Annotated in this window: 18 protein-coding genes, 2 tRNA genes and 1 pseudogene; 13 read left to right on the plus strand and 8 right to left on the minus strand. The window is 63.1% G+C overall.

Features of this window, described 5'->3' with window-relative positions:
- Window positions 1-12: 12 nt before the first annotated feature.
- From NKH97_RS20190 to NKH97_RS20215, 6 genes are all read left to right on the plus strand, one after another.
- Window positions 13-2,106 carry an ATP-dependent helicase gene (locus tag NKH97_RS20190; RefSeq protein WP_352442200.1) on the plus strand — a complete coding sequence of 698 codons (2,094 nt, stop codon included), beginning with the start codon at window positions 13-15 and terminating at the stop codon, window positions 2,104-2,106.
- Window positions 2,107-2,125: 19 nt separating this feature from the next.
- A complete protein-coding gene (dapB, locus tag NKH97_RS20195) occupies window positions 2,126-2,905 on the plus strand; it encodes a 4-hydroxy-tetrahydrodipicolinate reductase (protein WP_128305362.1) in 780 nt (259 codons plus the stop codon).
- A 397-nt stretch (window positions 2,906-3,302) separates the two neighbouring features.
- Entirely contained in the window at window positions 3,303-3,506 is a 204-nt protein-coding gene (locus NKH97_RS20200) for a DUF680 domain-containing protein (protein ID WP_128305363.1), read from the plus strand.
- Window positions 3,507-3,553: 47 nt separating this feature from the next.
- Entirely contained in the window at window positions 3,554-3,757 is a 204-nt protein-coding gene (locus tag NKH97_RS20205; protein ID WP_128305364.1) for a DUF680 domain-containing protein, read from the plus strand.
- Between the two features lie 47 nt (window positions 3,758-3,804).
- On the plus strand, window positions 3,805-4,032 hold the full coding sequence (locus NKH97_RS20210) for a DUF680 domain-containing protein (protein WP_352798601.1): 228 nt from the start codon (window positions 3,805-3,807) through the stop codon (window positions 4,030-4,032).
- Between the two features lie 411 nt (window positions 4,033-4,443).
- Entirely contained in the window at window positions 4,444-4,677 is a 234-nt protein-coding gene (locus NKH97_RS20215; RefSeq protein WP_023812598.1) for a DUF680 domain-containing protein, read from the plus strand.
- A 51-nt stretch (window positions 4,678-4,728) separates the two neighbouring features.
- Here the strand turns inward: NKH97_RS20215 and NKH97_RS20220 are convergent.
- The 3 genes and pseudogenes from NKH97_RS20220 to purM form a co-directional block, all read right to left on the minus strand.
- A pseudogene (locus tag NKH97_RS20220) lies at window positions 4,729-5,236 on the minus strand (SixA phosphatase family protein).
- A 195-nt stretch (window positions 5,237-5,431) separates the two neighbouring features.
- Window positions 5,432-6,145, minus strand: a complete 714-nt coding sequence (gene purN / locus NKH97_RS20225) for a phosphoribosylglycinamide formyltransferase (protein WP_023812596.1) — start codon at window positions 6,143-6,145, stop codon at window positions 5,432-5,434.
- Entirely contained in the window at window positions 6,142-7,221 is a 1,080-nt protein-coding gene (gene purM, locus NKH97_RS20230) for a phosphoribosylformylglycinamidine cyclo-ligase (RefSeq protein ID WP_023812595.1), read from the minus strand. The genes purN and purM overlap by 4 nt, the downstream gene beginning before the upstream one ends.
- Window positions 7,222-7,459: 238 nt before the next feature.
- On the opposite strand from purM, the gene NKH97_RS20235 reads away from it, so the two are divergent.
- Genes NKH97_RS20235 through hdaA form a run of 3 tightly spaced genes read left to right on the plus strand, consistent with a single transcriptional unit; the run spans window position 7,460 to window position 9,897 of the window.
- On the plus strand, window positions 7,460-8,017 hold the full coding sequence (locus tag NKH97_RS20235; protein WP_023812594.1) for a CDP-alcohol phosphatidyltransferase family protein: 558 nt from the start codon (window positions 7,460-7,462) through the stop codon (window positions 8,015-8,017).
- Entirely contained in the window at window positions 7,989-9,191 is a 1,203-nt protein-coding gene (locus NKH97_RS20240) for an AI-2E family transporter (protein WP_023812593.1), read from the plus strand. The genes NKH97_RS20235 and NKH97_RS20240 overlap by 29 nt, the downstream gene beginning before the upstream one ends.
- Before the next feature lies 1 nt (window position 9,192).
- The gene (gene hdaA / locus NKH97_RS20245) at window positions 9,193-9,897 is read left to right on the plus strand and encodes a DnaA regulatory inactivator HdaA (RefSeq protein ID WP_023812592.1); all 705 of its coding nucleotides are present in this window, start codon (window positions 9,193-9,195) and stop codon (window positions 9,895-9,897) included.
- Between the two features lie 15 nt (window positions 9,898-9,912).
- Here the strand turns inward: hdaA and NKH97_RS20250 are convergent, their stop codons facing one another.
- Together NKH97_RS20250 and NKH97_RS20255 are read right to left on the minus strand one after the other, a co-directional pair.
- On the minus strand, window positions 9,913-10,194 hold the full coding sequence (locus NKH97_RS20250) for a hypothetical protein (RefSeq protein WP_023812591.1): 282 nt from the start codon (window positions 10,192-10,194) through the stop codon (window positions 9,913-9,915).
- A gap of 102 nt (window positions 10,195-10,296) precedes the next feature.
- Window positions 10,297-10,373, minus strand: a tRNA-Pro gene (locus tag NKH97_RS20255).
- A 140-nt stretch (window positions 10,374-10,513) separates the two neighbouring features.
- Here NKH97_RS20255 and NKH97_RS20260 point away from each other — a divergent pair.
- Window positions 10,514-10,819 (plus strand): ETC complex I subunit, encoded by a 306-nt coding sequence (locus tag NKH97_RS20260; protein WP_023812590.1) that lies wholly within the window; start codon window positions 10,514-10,516, stop codon window positions 10,817-10,819.
- Window positions 10,820-10,864: 45 nt separating this feature from the next.
- Window positions 10,865-10,941 (plus strand) — tRNA-Arg (locus NKH97_RS20265).
- An 87-nt stretch (window positions 10,942-11,028) separates the two neighbouring features.
- Here NKH97_RS20265 and NKH97_RS20270 read toward each other — a convergent pair.
- Genes NKH97_RS20270 through NKH97_RS20280 form a run of 3 tightly spaced genes read right to left on the minus strand, consistent with a single transcriptional unit; the run spans window position 11,029 to window position 11,914 of the window.
- Window positions 11,029-11,310: a hypothetical protein gene (locus NKH97_RS20270; protein WP_023812589.1), complete on the minus strand. Its 282-nt coding sequence runs from the start codon at window positions 11,308-11,310 to the stop codon at window positions 11,029-11,031.
- Window positions 11,311-11,349: 39 nt separating this feature from the next.
- Window positions 11,350-11,631 carry a helix-turn-helix domain-containing protein gene (locus NKH97_RS20275; RefSeq protein WP_031213538.1) on the minus strand — a complete coding sequence of 94 codons (282 nt, stop codon included), beginning with the start codon at window positions 11,629-11,631 and terminating at the stop codon, window positions 11,350-11,352.
- 4 nt (window positions 11,632-11,635) lie between these two features.
- Entirely contained in the window at window positions 11,636-11,914 is a 279-nt protein-coding gene (locus NKH97_RS20280) for a hypothetical protein (protein WP_352442201.1), read from the minus strand.
- A 308-nt stretch (window positions 11,915-12,222) separates the two neighbouring features.
- Between NKH97_RS20280 and NKH97_RS20285 the strand changes: the two genes are divergently transcribed.
- Together NKH97_RS20285 and NKH97_RS20290 are read left to right on the plus strand one after the other, a co-directional pair.
- Window positions 12,223-12,444 carry a hypothetical protein gene (locus NKH97_RS20285; RefSeq protein WP_023814103.1) on the plus strand — a complete coding sequence of 74 codons (222 nt, stop codon included), beginning with the start codon at window positions 12,223-12,225 and terminating at the stop codon, window positions 12,442-12,444.
- Window positions 12,445-12,682: 238 nt separating this feature from the next.
- A complete protein-coding gene (locus NKH97_RS20290) occupies window positions 12,683-13,471 on the plus strand; it encodes a GGDEF domain-containing protein (RefSeq protein WP_023814104.1) in 789 nt (262 codons plus the stop codon).
- The last annotated feature ends 34 nt before the right edge of the window (window positions 13,472-13,505 follow it).

Genomic DNA, 13,505 nt, shown 5'->3' on the forward strand with positions numbered 1-13,505 from the left:
GCTTGATGGGCGATGAACCTCGCCACTGCTGATTCGACCTTTCGGGACCCGACCGTCCAGCCTGCCTATCTCGCCCGGCTCAACGATGCCCAGCGCCAGGCAGTCGAGCACGGCGACGGCCAAATAGCCGGTCCGCTGCTGGTCATTGCCGGCGCGGGTTCGGGCAAGACCAACACGCTGGCTCACCGCGTCGCCCATTTGGTCGTCAAGGGGGCCGACCCGCGCCGCATCCTGCTGATGACTTTCTCGCGCCGCGCCGCGTCCGAAATGGCCAGGCGCGTCGAGCGTATCGCCGGCGAAGTGCTCGGCCGCGATGCAGCTGTCATCACCGATGCGCTGACCTGGGCGGGAACCTTTCACGGCATCGGCGCGCGGCTGCTTCGCGACTATGCGCTGGAGATCGGCCTCGACCCTGCCTTCACCATCCATGATCGCGAGGATTCCGCCGACCTGATGAACCTGGTCCGCCACGAACTCGGCTTCTCGAAGACGGAAGCGCGCTTCCCCACCAAGGGAACCTGCCTTGCCATCTATTCGCGCGCCGTCAACGCACAGGCGCCGCTCAACGAGGTCTTGGGTTCTGCCTTTCCCTGGTGCGCCGGCTGGGCGGAGCAACTGAAAGAATTGTTCGCCGGTTATGTCGAGGCCAAGCAGGCACAGAACGTGCTCGATTACGACGATTTGCTGCTCTACTGGGCGCAGATGGCGGCGGAGCCCGAGATGGCGGCGCATCTGGGCGGGCGTTTCGACCATGTGCTGGTCGACGAATACCAGGACACCAACCGCTTGCAGGCTTCGATCCTGATGGCACTGAAACCCGACGGCGCCGGGCTGACGGTGGTGGGCGACGATGCACAGTCGATCTATTCGTTCCGTGCCGCCGAGGTGCGCAACATCCTCGACTTCCCCAACCAGTTCGCGCAAGCCGCCGACGTCGTGATGCTGGAGCGCAATTACCGCTCGACCGAAACCATCCTGGAGGCCGCCAATGCGGTGATCGGCGAAGCCTCGGAGCGCTTCACCAAAAACCTGTGGTCGGAGCGCAAGTCGACCGACAGGCCAAAACTGGTGAGCGTGCGCGACGAGGTCGAGCAGGCCAATTTCGTCTGCGATACCATCCTGGCCGAGCGCGAGGCCGGCACGGCACTGAAATCGCAGGCGGTGCTGTTTCGCGCCTCGCACCACAGCGGCCCGCTGGAGATCGAGCTGACGCGGCGCAACATTCCCTTCGTCAAGTTCGGCGGGCTGAAATTCCTCGATGCAGCCCATGTCAAGGACGTGCTGGCGGTGCTGCGCTTCGCCGAGAACCCGCGCGACCGCGTCGCCGGCTTCCGCGTGCTGCAGCTGATGCCAGGCATCGGCCCTTCGGCTGCCGCGCAGATCGTCGAGACCATGACGACGGCGCTGGACGAGGCCATGGGGCTGGCCGGCTGGCGTCCGCCGCAACGCGCGGCGGATGACTGGCCGGGCTTCGTCTCGCTCTATTCCGGCCTGCGCGCCGGCGCCAAATGGCCTGCCGACCTCGAACAGATCAGGCTGTGGTATGAGCCACATCTGGAGCGCATCCACGAAGATGCGACGACGCGGCGCGCCGACCTGTTGCAGCTCGAGCAGATCGGCTCGGGCTATGCCTCGCGCGAGCGCTTCCTCACCGAACTGACGCTCGACCCGCCGGACGCCACCAGTGACCAGGCCGGGCCGCCGCATCGCGACGAGGACTATCTGATCCTGTCGACCATCCATTCGGCCAAGGGCCAGGAATGGAAGAACGTCTTCGTGCTCAACACGGTCGACGGCTGTATCCCGGCCGATCTCGGCGTCGGCACCAAGGAGGACATCGAGGAGGAGCGCCGGCTGCTCTACGTGGCGATGACGCGGGCCAAGGACAATCTCAACCTGGTCATGCCGCAACGCTTCTTTCCGCACGGCCAGGCGGCGCGCGGCGACCGCCATCTCTATGCCTCGCGCACCCGCTTCATCCCGGCTTCGATCCTTGCCGCGTTCCAGCAGGTATCGTGGCCGACCGCGCAAGCGGCACAGGGCAGGGCGGCCCGGCCGGAGGTGCGCGTCGACATCGGCGCGCGCATGCGCGGCATGTGGAAATAAATAGCCGCGGGATAGCGCCATGTCGAAACCACCGGTCAGGGTCGCCATCGCGGGTGCGCTGGGCCGCATGGGCCGCGAGATGGCGGCGGCCGTGCAGGGCGACGCGCGGCTGGCGCTCGCCGCCCGCTTCCACCGGCCGGGCAGTATCGGCGAAGGGCTGGTGAGCCGCGACGAGGCGCTTGCCGTGGCCGACGTGGTCATCGACTTTACCACGCCGGCTGCCTCGGCTGATCTGGCCAGCATTTGCGCCGAACGCGGCGGGCCGGCCCTGGTCATCGGCTCAACGGGCTTCGATGCTGATGATTCGGCTGCGATCGCCGACGCCGCGAAAACAATTGCCATCGTGCGCTCCGGCAGCTTTTCGCTCGGGCTCAACATGTTGATCGGACTGGTCGAGCAGGCCGCGCGGGCACTCGATCCCGATGACTGGGACGTGGAGATTATCGAGGCGCATCATCGCCACAAGGTCGATGCGCCATCGGGAACGGCGTTGATGCTGGGGCATGCCGCAGCCGGCGGACGCGGCATCGATCTGGACACGGTCGCAAGGCGTGCACGCGACGGCGTCATGGGCTCGCGGCCGACCGGCGAGATCGGCTTTGCGGTACTGCGTGGCGGCAGCATCGTCGGGGAACACAGCGTCAGCTTCTGCGCCGAGGGCGAGACCTTAACCTTGTCGCATGCAGCCGGCGACCGCATCATGTTCGCCCGCGGCGCCATCGCCGCCGCACTCTGGGTGGCTGGACGTCCGCCCGGCGAATATGACATGCGCGACGTGCTGGGCATGACCGGCCTGTAGCGGCCGGTTTGTCGTCCCGGTTGGACGTACGCACCCATATCTCGTCCGCCTCCGCACCGTAAAAAAGAATGCTGGAGGGGTCAGGTCTCTTCAAACCGAACCGTTCGGTTCGATTTCTGTTGACGGACTGTATAGCAGATGGTGAACGCTGGCTTGGTTGTCGGCCTCGTATGGTGGGAGAAGAATCTCACTAACGATTTGATTTCGAACAGTAAAATTATGACCACCGAGGCCCTGTGCCAAATTTCAAGGTCCGAATTCGAGCCGCGGGGGAACATCTTCGTGATTGGAATCCGCGGCAGGGCAAGCCCATCTCGGGGTGGTCCGAGTGACGCGAAATTCCTCCCAAGGGCACGCCCCTAGACGGACAGAACAAAGAAATACTGGAGTAAATAAAATGACCAAGATCGCTCTTACCGCCGCCGCCATCCTCGTTGCCACGAGCACTGCTTTTGCCGGCAGCGACAACTATGGCTCGGCCAACGCCAATCAGCCTGCCGTCACTGTCGACCATTCGGTCACCGCTTCGACCTCGAAGGTGACACAGACCGTCCAGGCCCCCGCTTCGCAGGGCGCTGACCGCAATCTCTTCGGCCGCTAATCGCGACTGCCGATATCAACCCAATCTTGAATTCAGGAGTAAATAAAATGACCAAGATCGCTCTTACCGCCGCCGCCATCCTCGTCGCCACGGGCACTGCTTTTGCCGGCAGCGACAACTATGGCTCGGCCAACGCCAATCAGCCTGCCGTCACTGTCGACCATTCAGTCACCGCTTCGGTCTCGAAGTCGACGCAGACCGTCCAGGCCCCCGCTTCGCAGGGCGCTGACCGCAATCTCTTCGGTCGCTAATCGCGACTGCCGCTATCAACCCAATCTTGAATTCAGGAGTAAATAAAATGACCAAGATCGCACTCACCGCCGCCGCCATCCTCGCTGCCACGGGCACCGCTTTTGCCGGCAGCGACAATTACGGCTCTTACAATGCCAACCAGCCGGTTGCGAACCAGTCCGTGTCCAACATCGACACCACGCACACCGGCTCGATCCCGAAGTCCGTGAAGACGCAGGGTGATGCCAATGCCAACGTGCCGGCTCAGTCGGGCCAGGGCATCTGGGGTCGTTGATTTTCTGAAGTCTGCGACCACAAAGAGCGGTGGGCTTTGCCCGCCGCTCTTGTTTTTTATGCATGAGCAGGACTTCGGCCGACGGCGCCAGTGTCGGGCGCCGATCGTAATCGAACCAACTGGTTCAATTTATGTTGACGAATCGTGAACGGATGGCGAGCGCTGGCTCGACGAACCGCCGCACCGTGCGTCAGGTATCCCCCTTATAAGCGTTTGAGATCAATTGATAAAACAGGGTGAGCTCAACACCTTGGCCCACGTTCGAGGTCCGGATTTCGCGCGTGAGGGAACGTCTTCGTGATTGGAAGTCGGCGCACGAAAAACCCAGATCGAGGCTGTCCGAGCGACGCGAAATTCCTCCCAAGGGCACGCCACTAGACGGACAGGAACAGGAATACCGGAGTAAATAAAATGACCAGGATCGCTCTTACCGCCGCCGCCATCCTCGTTGCCACTGGCACCGCTTATGCCGGCAGCGACAACTATGGTTCGGACAATGTCAATCAGCCGGCCGTCACCTCGCGCGCGGTCAATGTCGACCACAGTTACACGGCTTCGACCCACAGGCTGGTCAAGCACCGCGACCTCACGCTGAGGCCCGATTCGGTCCAGCCGGAATCCGGCCAGGGCAACTGGGGAAACTGACGGCTCAAGCGGGCGTGCGGTGGGCTTGGCCTGCCGCACCTGCCATGGACGCTAGCCAAGGTCCTTCGGCCGCAGGCAATGTGTCAACCGGGCGGGGGACACGACGGACCAATCGCCTTCGAAGACCACCCGGGCCAGGGCTGCCGTCGGGAATTTCTCCTCAAGTCTCTTGAGCGCCTTGGCGTCTGACCCCGGCCCGGCAAGCTGTCTGGCCAAATGTTCCAGGCCCGGATTGTGGCCAATTACCAGCAAGCTGCCGCTTGAAGCGTCGGTTTGACCAATCTGGCTCAGAATGTCCGCCGCTGAAGCATCGTACAGCGCCTTGAATGCGATCCGGGGTGGCACGGGCAGCTCCGCCGCCACAAGCCGCCAGGTGTCGCGGGTGCGCAGTGCCGGCGACACCAGCGCCAGGTCCGGCAGCCAGCCGCGCGCCGCAAGCTCGCGTCCCATCAAGCACGCCGCCTTAACCCCGCGTTCGGCCAAAGGCCGGTCGAAATCATCGAGATCAGGGTCGTCCCAGCTCGATTTTGGCGTGACGGAGGAGGAGTAGTTGTCTCATCGATGTCGGTCAGGACCAGGGAGACTGGTCAGACGAGTGCGGGCCTTTTGTTTGATCGCTTCAATGTCGAAGGGATCTAACGGGCCGCTTTCCAATCCTTCCAGCCAAGCTCTGCGCAGCCGGTCCGTTTCGGCCTGGCACCGAGTCTGATTTGGCGGTTCCAGGCTAAGTGCCGTTGTCATTCCCGATCTAGGTTCAAGGCGTGATGCGCGCCAGATGCTCGAGGTCGGCTTCCTCGCGCAGCGGATCCGGGGCCATCACCACCGAGGTGCCGTTGTCGGCATCGTCGGCAAAGTGGGCAAGCACGGTGCGGCCGGCCTCCATGCGCGCCTTGCCTTCGGCAACCAGTCCCAGCGCCAGCGGATAGAGCCGGTGTTCGGTCTTCAGCACGCGGGCTGCCAATGTATCGGCGGTGTCGCCGACCATCACCGGTACGGCCGCCTGTGCGATGATCGGACCGTCGTCCATCTCGGAGGTGACGAAGTGCACGGTGCAGCCATGGATGCGGATGCCGGCGGCCAGTGCGCGCACATGGGTGTCGAGCCCCTTGAACGCCGGCAGCAGGGCAGGGTGGATGTTGATCATGCGGCCCTGCCATCTCTGGACGAAGCCGGGGGTGAGGATGCGCATATAGCCGGCCAGCGCCACGATCTCGGCGTTGAAGGCCGCGAGCGCCGCGTCTATTGCCGCGTCATGCGCCTGCTTGCTGCCATGGTCGGCACGCGAGACGACCTGCGTGGCGATGCCGCGCGCCCTGGCGATGCCGAGCCCGGCGGCATCCGCCTTGTCGGAAATGACACCGACGATCTCGGCCGGGAACGCCGGGTCGCTGGCCGCGGCAATCAGCGCGGTCATGTTGGAGCCGCGTCCCGAGATCAGGACAACGGTGCGTTTCCTCTGCGCGCTCATAGGCCGATCGAGCCCCGATAGATGACCCCGGCGTCGCGGCGCGGCACGATGCGGCCGATCGGCGTCACCGTCTCGCCGGCCTCCTGCAGCACGGCGGCGACCTGTGCTGCCTGGCCGGATGCGACGGCCAGAATCATGCCGATGCCGCAATTGAAAGTGCGCATCATCTCTTCCGGCGCCACGCCGCCGGTCTTGGCCAGCCACGAAAACACGGCAGGAACGTCGATCGCTTCGAGGTCGAGTTCGGCCGAAAAATCCTTGGGCAGCACGCGCGGGATGTTTTCCGGGAAGCCGCCGCCGGTGATGTGGGCGAGCGCCTTGATACCATGCGTGTTGCGGATCGCCTTGAGAATCGACTTGACGTAGATGCGGGTCGGCTCGAGCAGCGCCTCGGCCAGCGTGGCCTCGTCGTTGAACGGCGCCGGATCGCTCCACGACAGACCGCTGACGGCGACGATGCGGCGCACCAGCGAATATCCGTTCGAGTGCAAGCCAGAGGAAGCCAGGCCCAGCAGCACGTCGCCTTCGACAATATCGTCGGTGGGCAGCAATTGGCCGCGTTCGGCGGCGCCCACCGCAAAGCCGGCCAGGTCGTAATCATTGCCGTGATACATGCCGGGCATCTCGGCCGTCTCGCCGCCGATCAGCGCGCAGCCGGCCTGGCGGCAGCCCTCGGCAATGCCGCCGACGATCGCGGCACCCTGGTCGGGATCGAGCTTGCCGGTGGCGAAATAGTCGAGGAAGAACAGCGGTTCGGCACCTTGCACGACGATGTCGTTGACGCACATGGCGACGAGGTCGATGCCGATTGTGTCGTGCTTGCCGGCATCGATGGCGATCTTGAGCTTGGTGCCGACGCCGTCATTGGCCGCCACCAGCACCGGGTCGGTAAAGCCCGCGGCCTTGAGGTCGAACAGGCCTCCGAAACCGCCGATCTCACCATCGGCGCCCGGCCGGCGCGTCGCGCGCACCAGCGGCTTGATCTTCTCGACCATGAGATTGCCGGCATCGATATCGACACCGGCCGCGGCATAGGTGAGCCCGTTCTTGCGCTTGTTCACGTCGCGCTTGCTCATTTCTGGTGCCCGTTCAACAATTTTCCTTATCGCGGGCTCTTCGCATGAACGGTTTCTGTCCGCAAGGATAACGGCCATCTCGACCTACAAAACCGTGGACAGGGCGCGCGTAGGGGCTCGTGATTGGCGAAAGCCGGGCTGAAAACCGCTCTCCCATGCGGGGAGATCGGCAGCTTCTCCCTTGTTGCCACTCACCATCTTCATCATCTATCTCCGACCAAGAGGAGGTGCCAAGCATTTGACCATCCCCAACCTGATCACCATCCTGCGCCTTATCCTGGTGCCGGCGGTGGTGCTGGCGATGCTGCAGGCGCGCTGGGACTGGGCTTTTGCCGGGTTCCTCGTCGCCGGTATTTCCGACGGCGTCGACGGGTTCATCGCCCGCCGTTTCAACCAGCAATCCACCCTCGGCGCCTATCTCGACCCGGTGGCGGACAAGCTGCTGCTGGTTTCGGTGTTCGTTGTCATGAGCTTCATCGGGCAATTGCCGCTGTGGCTTGTCGTCATCATGGTGTCGCGCGACGCGTTGATCGTCTGCGCGGTGGTGTTGTCCGCCGTCATGACCCATCCGGTCGAGATGAAACCGTTGTTCGTGTCGAAGGCCAACACCGCGATCCAGATCGTGCTGGCCGCGCTTGTGCTGGGAGAACTTGCCCTTGCCGTTCACCTCGACCCGCTGAGGTCAGTTCTCATATTGCTGTCCGGGGTCTTGACCGTGGCTTCGGCCGCAGCCTATCTCGTGACTTGGCTGAGGCACATGAGCGGCTATGGCGAAGGCTCCACTCCGGACATCTGAGACAGAAGCGGCAGCGATCGAGGCCGCGGCCGCCGACACCGCCGCGTCCGCGACCTTTCGCCGCCAGATCTTCTTCTGGCTGGCCGGCGCCGCGCTGCTGGCGCTTTTCCTCTATGTTTTCAGCGCGATCCTGCTGCCCTTCGTCGCCGGCATGGTGCTTGCCTATTTCCTCGATCCCGTTGCCGACCGGCTGCAGCGGCTCGGCCTGTCCCGTTTCATGGCGACGGTGGTCATCCTCATCACCTTCCTCATCGTGCTGGTGCTGGCCTTCGTCATCCTCATCCCCGTTCTGGCCACGCAGATGGCCGATTTCGCCGGCAAATTGCCGGAATATCTGACCCGGCTGCAAAGCCTGATCACCTCGTTCGATCCGAAATGGCTGGAACAGAAGTTCGGCGTCAACGCCAATAGCTTGCGCGACGGGCTGAATTCGCTGCTGACCTCGGGCTTCGGCCTGATCACCACCGTCTTCACCTCACTGTGGAGTTCCGGCATGGCGCTGGTCTCGGTGGTCAGCCTGTTCGTGGTGACGCCGGTGGTCGCCTTCTACATGCTGCTCGACTGGGACCGCATGGTGGCGGTCATCGACGGTTGGGTGCCGCGCGACAACGTCGCGACCGTGCGCGCCATCGCGCGTGACATCAACACCGCCACAGCCGGCTTCGTGCGCGGCCAAGGCACGCTGTGCCTGGTGCTGGGCGCCATTTATGCCACCGGGCTGACGCTGACCGGACTGAATTTCGGCATCCTCATCGGCCTGTTCGCCGGGCTGATTTCCTTCATCCCTTATGTCGGCTCGCTGACCGGGCTGGTGCTGGCCGTCGGCGTCGCCTTCGTCCAGTTCTGGCCGGACTGGACGATGATCGTCGCCGTCGCGGTCGTGTTCTTCATCGGTCAGTTCATCGAGGGCAACATCCTGCAGCCGCGGCTGGTCGGCAAAAGCGTCGGCCTGCACCCGGTATGGCTGATGTTTTCGCTTTTTGCCTTCGGTGCGCTGTTCGGCTTCGTCGGCTTGTTGATCGCGGTGCCGGCTTCTGCGGCCGTCGCCGTGCTGGTGCGGTTCGCCATTGCCCGCTATCTCGAATCGCCGCTCTACAAGGGTCGCGGCACGGCACCTGTGCCGCAGCTTCCGGCCGATCGCGGCGGCGGCCACCGCACGCAACCGCGTCGCTGAAGTGACTGCCCAGCCAACCGACCCGCCACGCCAGTTGCCGCTCGATCTCGGCCATGGCACCGGCTATTCGCGCGACGAACTCGTCGTCTCCGGCACCAACAACCAGGCGGTGGCGCTGGTCGACCGCTGGCCGGACTGGCCATCGCCGGTGGTGGTGCTGGCCGGTCCCGCGGGTTCGGGCAAGACGCATCTGGCCTCGATCTGGCGCGCGCGTGCCGATGCGGTGGCGGTCGACGCCAGGCGCATCGGCGACAGCATTGCCAATCTCGGCGCGCGGCCGGCGCTGATCGACGATGTCGATACCGGCGCGGTCGATGAACAGGGCCTGTTCCATCTGATCAATGCGGTGCGTGGTGCCGGGTCGACGCTGCTCCTGACGGCGCGCCGCTTTCCGTCCGCCTGGGGCGTCACGCTGCCTGATCTCGCCTCACGGCTGAAAGCAGCGGCGACAGTGGAAATTCATGAGCCCGACGATCTCCTGCTCGCCGGCGTCATCACAAAACTCTTCGCCGACCGTCAGATCGAGGTCGAACCGCATGTCGTGCAGTATCTGGTCCGCCGTATCGAGCGCTCGCTGGCGACAGCGATGCGCGTGGTTGAGCGGCTCGACCGGACCGCGCTCGAACGCAAGACGCCGATCACCAGGGCGCTGGCAGCCGAAACCGTCAACGCCATGGACGAAGGGCAGGGCGAATTCGAGATTTAGCCTGAGAGGCCAGTCTCAGAGCCACATTCTGGCGAAATGACGGACCGCGAGGTAGACGGCAGAGTGAGCGGCGATATAGCCGGCGGCGACCAGCACAAACATTCCGATACTGATACGCCAGGAGCGGGAGACGACAGCGCCTGGGGCCTGCCTCGCCTGTCTGCGGCTTTCACGGTTGTTCCACATCGCCAGCGCGGCGCAGGCAATTGCCCACGTCACCATGAACGGAACGGTGATGCCGGCATAGGCAAAGTAGGCCGGTCCGAAAAGCGACACCCAGGCATCGATTCCAAGCATCTGAACCCCCTGTTTGCCGAACCGGCCCGCGGCTGCCGGATGCACGACCGGAGCCGGAGCAAGTGACCATATGGCTGCGCCGGGCATTGGGCTGTGAGGGGATGGTCGGAGTGGAGAGATTCGAACTCCCGACCCTCTGGTCCCAAACCAGATGCGCTACCAGGCTGCGCTACACTCCGAACGGTCTGTTGCCTATTCATTTCGGTGGTGCATGGCAAGTGCAAAAACCCGCGAGAGCAAAAACCTTGCCGCCGTGCGCATTGCGCAGTAATGACGGGCGAAGGGTGGCGATGCTGCCTTGCACAAGAACGAGGTGGCCATGTCCGCGCGCATTTTCAGCCCAGCCAAAACCGCGATGCAGTCCGGCAAGGCCAAGACCGGCCACTGGGTGCTGGAATTCGATCCCGAGACGCGCAAGAAGATCGATCCGCTGATGGGCTATACGACGTCGGCAGACATGAGAAGCCAGATCAGGCTTAGCTTCGACACGCGGGAAGAGGCGGTGGCCTACGCCGAAAAGCAAGGGCTCGCTTTCCGCGTCGAAGAGCCGAAAGAGACCAAGCGCCGCCAGATTTCCTATGCGGAGAATTTCCGCTATGACCGCAGGACGCCCTGGACGCATTGAACCGCCCAGCGCCAGAATATCCAGCCGGTCCAAAGGCCGGCCAGCGGTCCCGTAGCTCAGCTGGATAGAGCACCGGCCTTCTAAGCCGATGGTCACAGGTTCGAATCCTGTCGGGATCGCCAAAGCCTTTCGGGTCCATTCCGGACACATAGGTCGCGGTTTATACCGGAGACATGGGCTTTCAGAGAGCGTCACCAGGCCTCGTGCGCTCAAACCGCCGCCGCCAGAAGCAGCGTTACCCCCAGGACCGTCGACGCGTAGATCGTGGCTAGAAGCACGATCGGGCGAGGATATTCGGCGGGTGTCGCGAGGCCGGCAAAGTGGGGATTTCGAAATGTTTCGGTGCCGGGCGACGGGCCGTCGGCGGCAGCGGGAGTGTTGTCATTGCAAGCGAGTAGAGAAAGACGCTGGGCAATATCGGCGGCGATCAGAGGATCGTCCGCCACCAATTTCGACCAGTCCGAAACAATGCCGATTTCACCTTTGAACATCGCGCGCCTCCCGTTTGGGATCTAACAGCGATATCTAAATTATGTTCCGCCGATAGTTTGACGAGGCGGACCGCTCTTGGTCCTTGCAACCTTCTGATCGATGAAAACCACGCCCGCTGCCTCCAACCCTCGACGGATGGCAGCCAGCTTGGCCGAACTCGGAATCCTTCGTCCGCTCTCGAAACTGCCGATCGTTCCTTCGCTAAGGCCGCACTTCGCGGCGAGTCGCACCTGCGACCATTTCAGCATCGCTCGTGCGGCTCTGCACTGCTGGGACGTAAGGGGCTGGATCCCTGAGACGGTGGAGCTTCGCGTGTTCACATCCTCAGATCCCTTCGCTTCGGCGGGAGGTGGCTTTGCACCAGGTGCACCTTGTCCAGATCCACGGTGACCATTGTCCGAACGACACCGTGACCTTGTCGCCCTCGATCTGCGTAACGTCGCCGGATAATTCCATCGGCTGGCCCTCGGTCAGCTTGGTCGCTGGACCAATGACCGAATGCGGAAAATTGTAACCGGGGATCGACACGCTGACGCGGTCTTCCGTGACGCGCTTCAGCACCGTCGCCATGACCGCCACTTCGTCGCCGACCTTTATTGCCATGCTTCTGATTCTGGGGCGGCATCCGGCTGGCGTCAAGGATTAGCTATGCCTTATATAGCAAGTCACGGAATCACCTCTTTCCATCCAGGAATGCCACGACAGCGGTAAATACCGCAAGCTGTTCAGCTCTATCATGGTGATGAGGGGATTTAGCGTGGCCGGGCAGTCGGCTGGGGCCAGCGTATTATTTCGTTACTCTGCCTTTTCGGAACCTTCCCGCGCACGGCGCGTTCGGCCCGCTGTATTCGCGGACCCTCATATAAAAGTGGACAGGCGGGAGGCAAACAAGGGTGGGGAGGAGTGTTGCCATGTCGAAGCGAGAAATAGGCATATCTTCGGCTCTGGATCGGCGCATCGCCGACCTCAAGGCCAGGATGCAGGACGCCCGGATCACGGAATATGAAATGAAGACCTTTCAAAAAGTGGCTTCAGCCATGGGAGGCGACGGAGGCTCCCTGCGCCTCGATGCCGACGACCTGATCGCGGCATCCTTTGTCGTCGATGCGCTGAGTGAGCCGACGCTCAACTGACGACGAGCGGTCTGGCTTCGCGCGCCGTTTTGCCCTTGCTCGGCCGGCAATTGGCCCACGCCTTCAAGCTCTGAAACAGGATGGCTGCTTTCCAGCGGCCGTCTTGTGGCGTCTGTCGCAAGTCATAGACAGGGCCGGCGGGTTGGTTCCGCCGCCCGATATCGAATTGGAGGGAAAGTCTTATCAATTTGTTGGGGTTGGTGCGTCATAGTAGCGACGGCTAACGGAGTTGAACGCGATGAAGCTCGATCTGTCGCCGACGAGCTGGGGCAGGGTGATCGCTGTCACGGCAGTCGGTACGGCATTCTTCATTGCCGTGGCGTTCTTCGTCGATTCCTTCAATTTTCCCTATCTTTCGCCCGAGGCCGTGTGGCGGGCGCAGATGACCGACCTGATGCTGCCTTTGGTGCTGGGCGGCTCCTTTTTGTTTTTCCTGATGTGGAAGATTCGCCAGCTGGCCATCGCGCAGCGCGACCTCAGCGTCATCGCCGCGACCGACAGCCTGACGGCGGTGCTGAACCGTGGCGCCTTCTCGATGCTGGTCGAAGCCTATCTCGAGCAGACCCGAAAGCAGGAGCAGACCCGTTCGGGTGCGCTGCTGATCATCGACGCCGACCACTTCAAGTCGATCAATGACCGCCTGGGCCATGACTGCGGCGATCAGGCGCTCAAACTGATAGCGCAGGCGATCAAGGGGCAACTGCGTGGCGGCGATATCGTCGGCCGCATCGGCGGCGAAGAATTCGGTGTGTTTTTGCCCGGCGTGGATCCCTCGCAATCCTGGGTGGTTGCCGAAAGCATCCGCCGGCGTATCAGGGAGATGGAATTCTCACCCGGCGGCAGGCCTTGTCCGCTTTCCGTCAGCATCGGCGGCACAAGCTTCACCGGCCCGATCACCTATGAGGAAATCTTCTCCGCTGCCGACAAAAGGCTTTACACGGCCAAGTCGAACGGACGCGATCAAGTCAGCTTCGATCCGGCCGGAACGTCTCCGGCGCCTGCGCCCGGGGTCGCCACCGTGCATTGAGGGCAGAAACTTGCGGATGGCTGATCGGGAAGCT

The sequence above is a fragment of the Mesorhizobium sp. M0870 genome (assembly GCF_040319775.1).
Lineage (GTDB): Bacteria > Pseudomonadota > Alphaproteobacteria > Rhizobiales > Rhizobiaceae > Mesorhizobium.

Coding starts and splice junctions, on each gene's coding strand:
- NKH97_RS20190 (WP_352442200.1), top strand. CDS start 13: ATGAACCTCGCCACTGCTGATTCGACCTTTCGGGACCCGACCGTCCAG.
- dapB (WP_128305362.1), top strand. CDS start 2,126: ATGTCGAAACCACCGGTCAGGGTCGCCATCGCGGGTGCGCTGGGCCGC.
- NKH97_RS20200 (WP_128305363.1), top strand. CDS start 3,303: ATGACCAAGATCGCTCTTACCGCCGCCGCCATCCTCGTTGCCACGAGC.
- NKH97_RS20205 (WP_128305364.1), top strand. CDS start 3,554: ATGACCAAGATCGCTCTTACCGCCGCCGCCATCCTCGTCGCCACGGGC.
- NKH97_RS20210 (WP_352798601.1), top strand. CDS start 3,805: ATGACCAAGATCGCACTCACCGCCGCCGCCATCCTCGCTGCCACGGGC.
- NKH97_RS20215 (WP_023812598.1), top strand. CDS start 4,444: ATGACCAGGATCGCTCTTACCGCCGCCGCCATCCTCGTTGCCACTGGC.
- purN (WP_023812596.1), bottom strand. CDS start 6,145: ATGAGCGCGCAGAGGAAACGCACCGTTGTCCTGATCTCGGGACGCGGC.
- purM (WP_023812595.1), bottom strand. CDS start 7,221: ATGAGCAAGCGCGACGTGAACAAGCGCAAGAACGGGCTCACCTATGCC.
- NKH97_RS20240 (WP_023812593.1), top strand. CDS start 7,989: ATGGCGAAGGCTCCACTCCGGACATCTGAGACAGAAGCGGCAGCGATC.
- NKH97_RS20250 (WP_023812591.1), bottom strand. CDS start 10,194: ATGCTTGGAATCGATGCCTGGGTGTCGCTTTTCGGACCGGCCTACTTT.
- NKH97_RS20260 (WP_023812590.1), top strand. CDS start 10,514: ATGTCCGCGCGCATTTTCAGCCCAGCCAAAACCGCGATGCAGTCCGGC.
- NKH97_RS20270 (WP_023812589.1), bottom strand. CDS start 11,310: ATGTTCAAAGGTGAAATCGGCATTGTTTCGGACTGGTCGAAATTGGTG.
- NKH97_RS20280 (WP_352442201.1), bottom strand. CDS start 11,914: ATGGCAATAAAGGTCGGCGACGAAGTGGCGGTCATGGCGACGGTGCTG.
- NKH97_RS20285 (WP_023814103.1), top strand. CDS start 12,223: ATGTCGAAGCGAGAAATAGGCATATCTTCGGCTCTGGATCGGCGCATC.
- NKH97_RS20290 (WP_023814104.1), top strand. CDS start 12,683: ATGAAGCTCGATCTGTCGCCGACGAGCTGGGGCAGGGTGATCGCTGTC.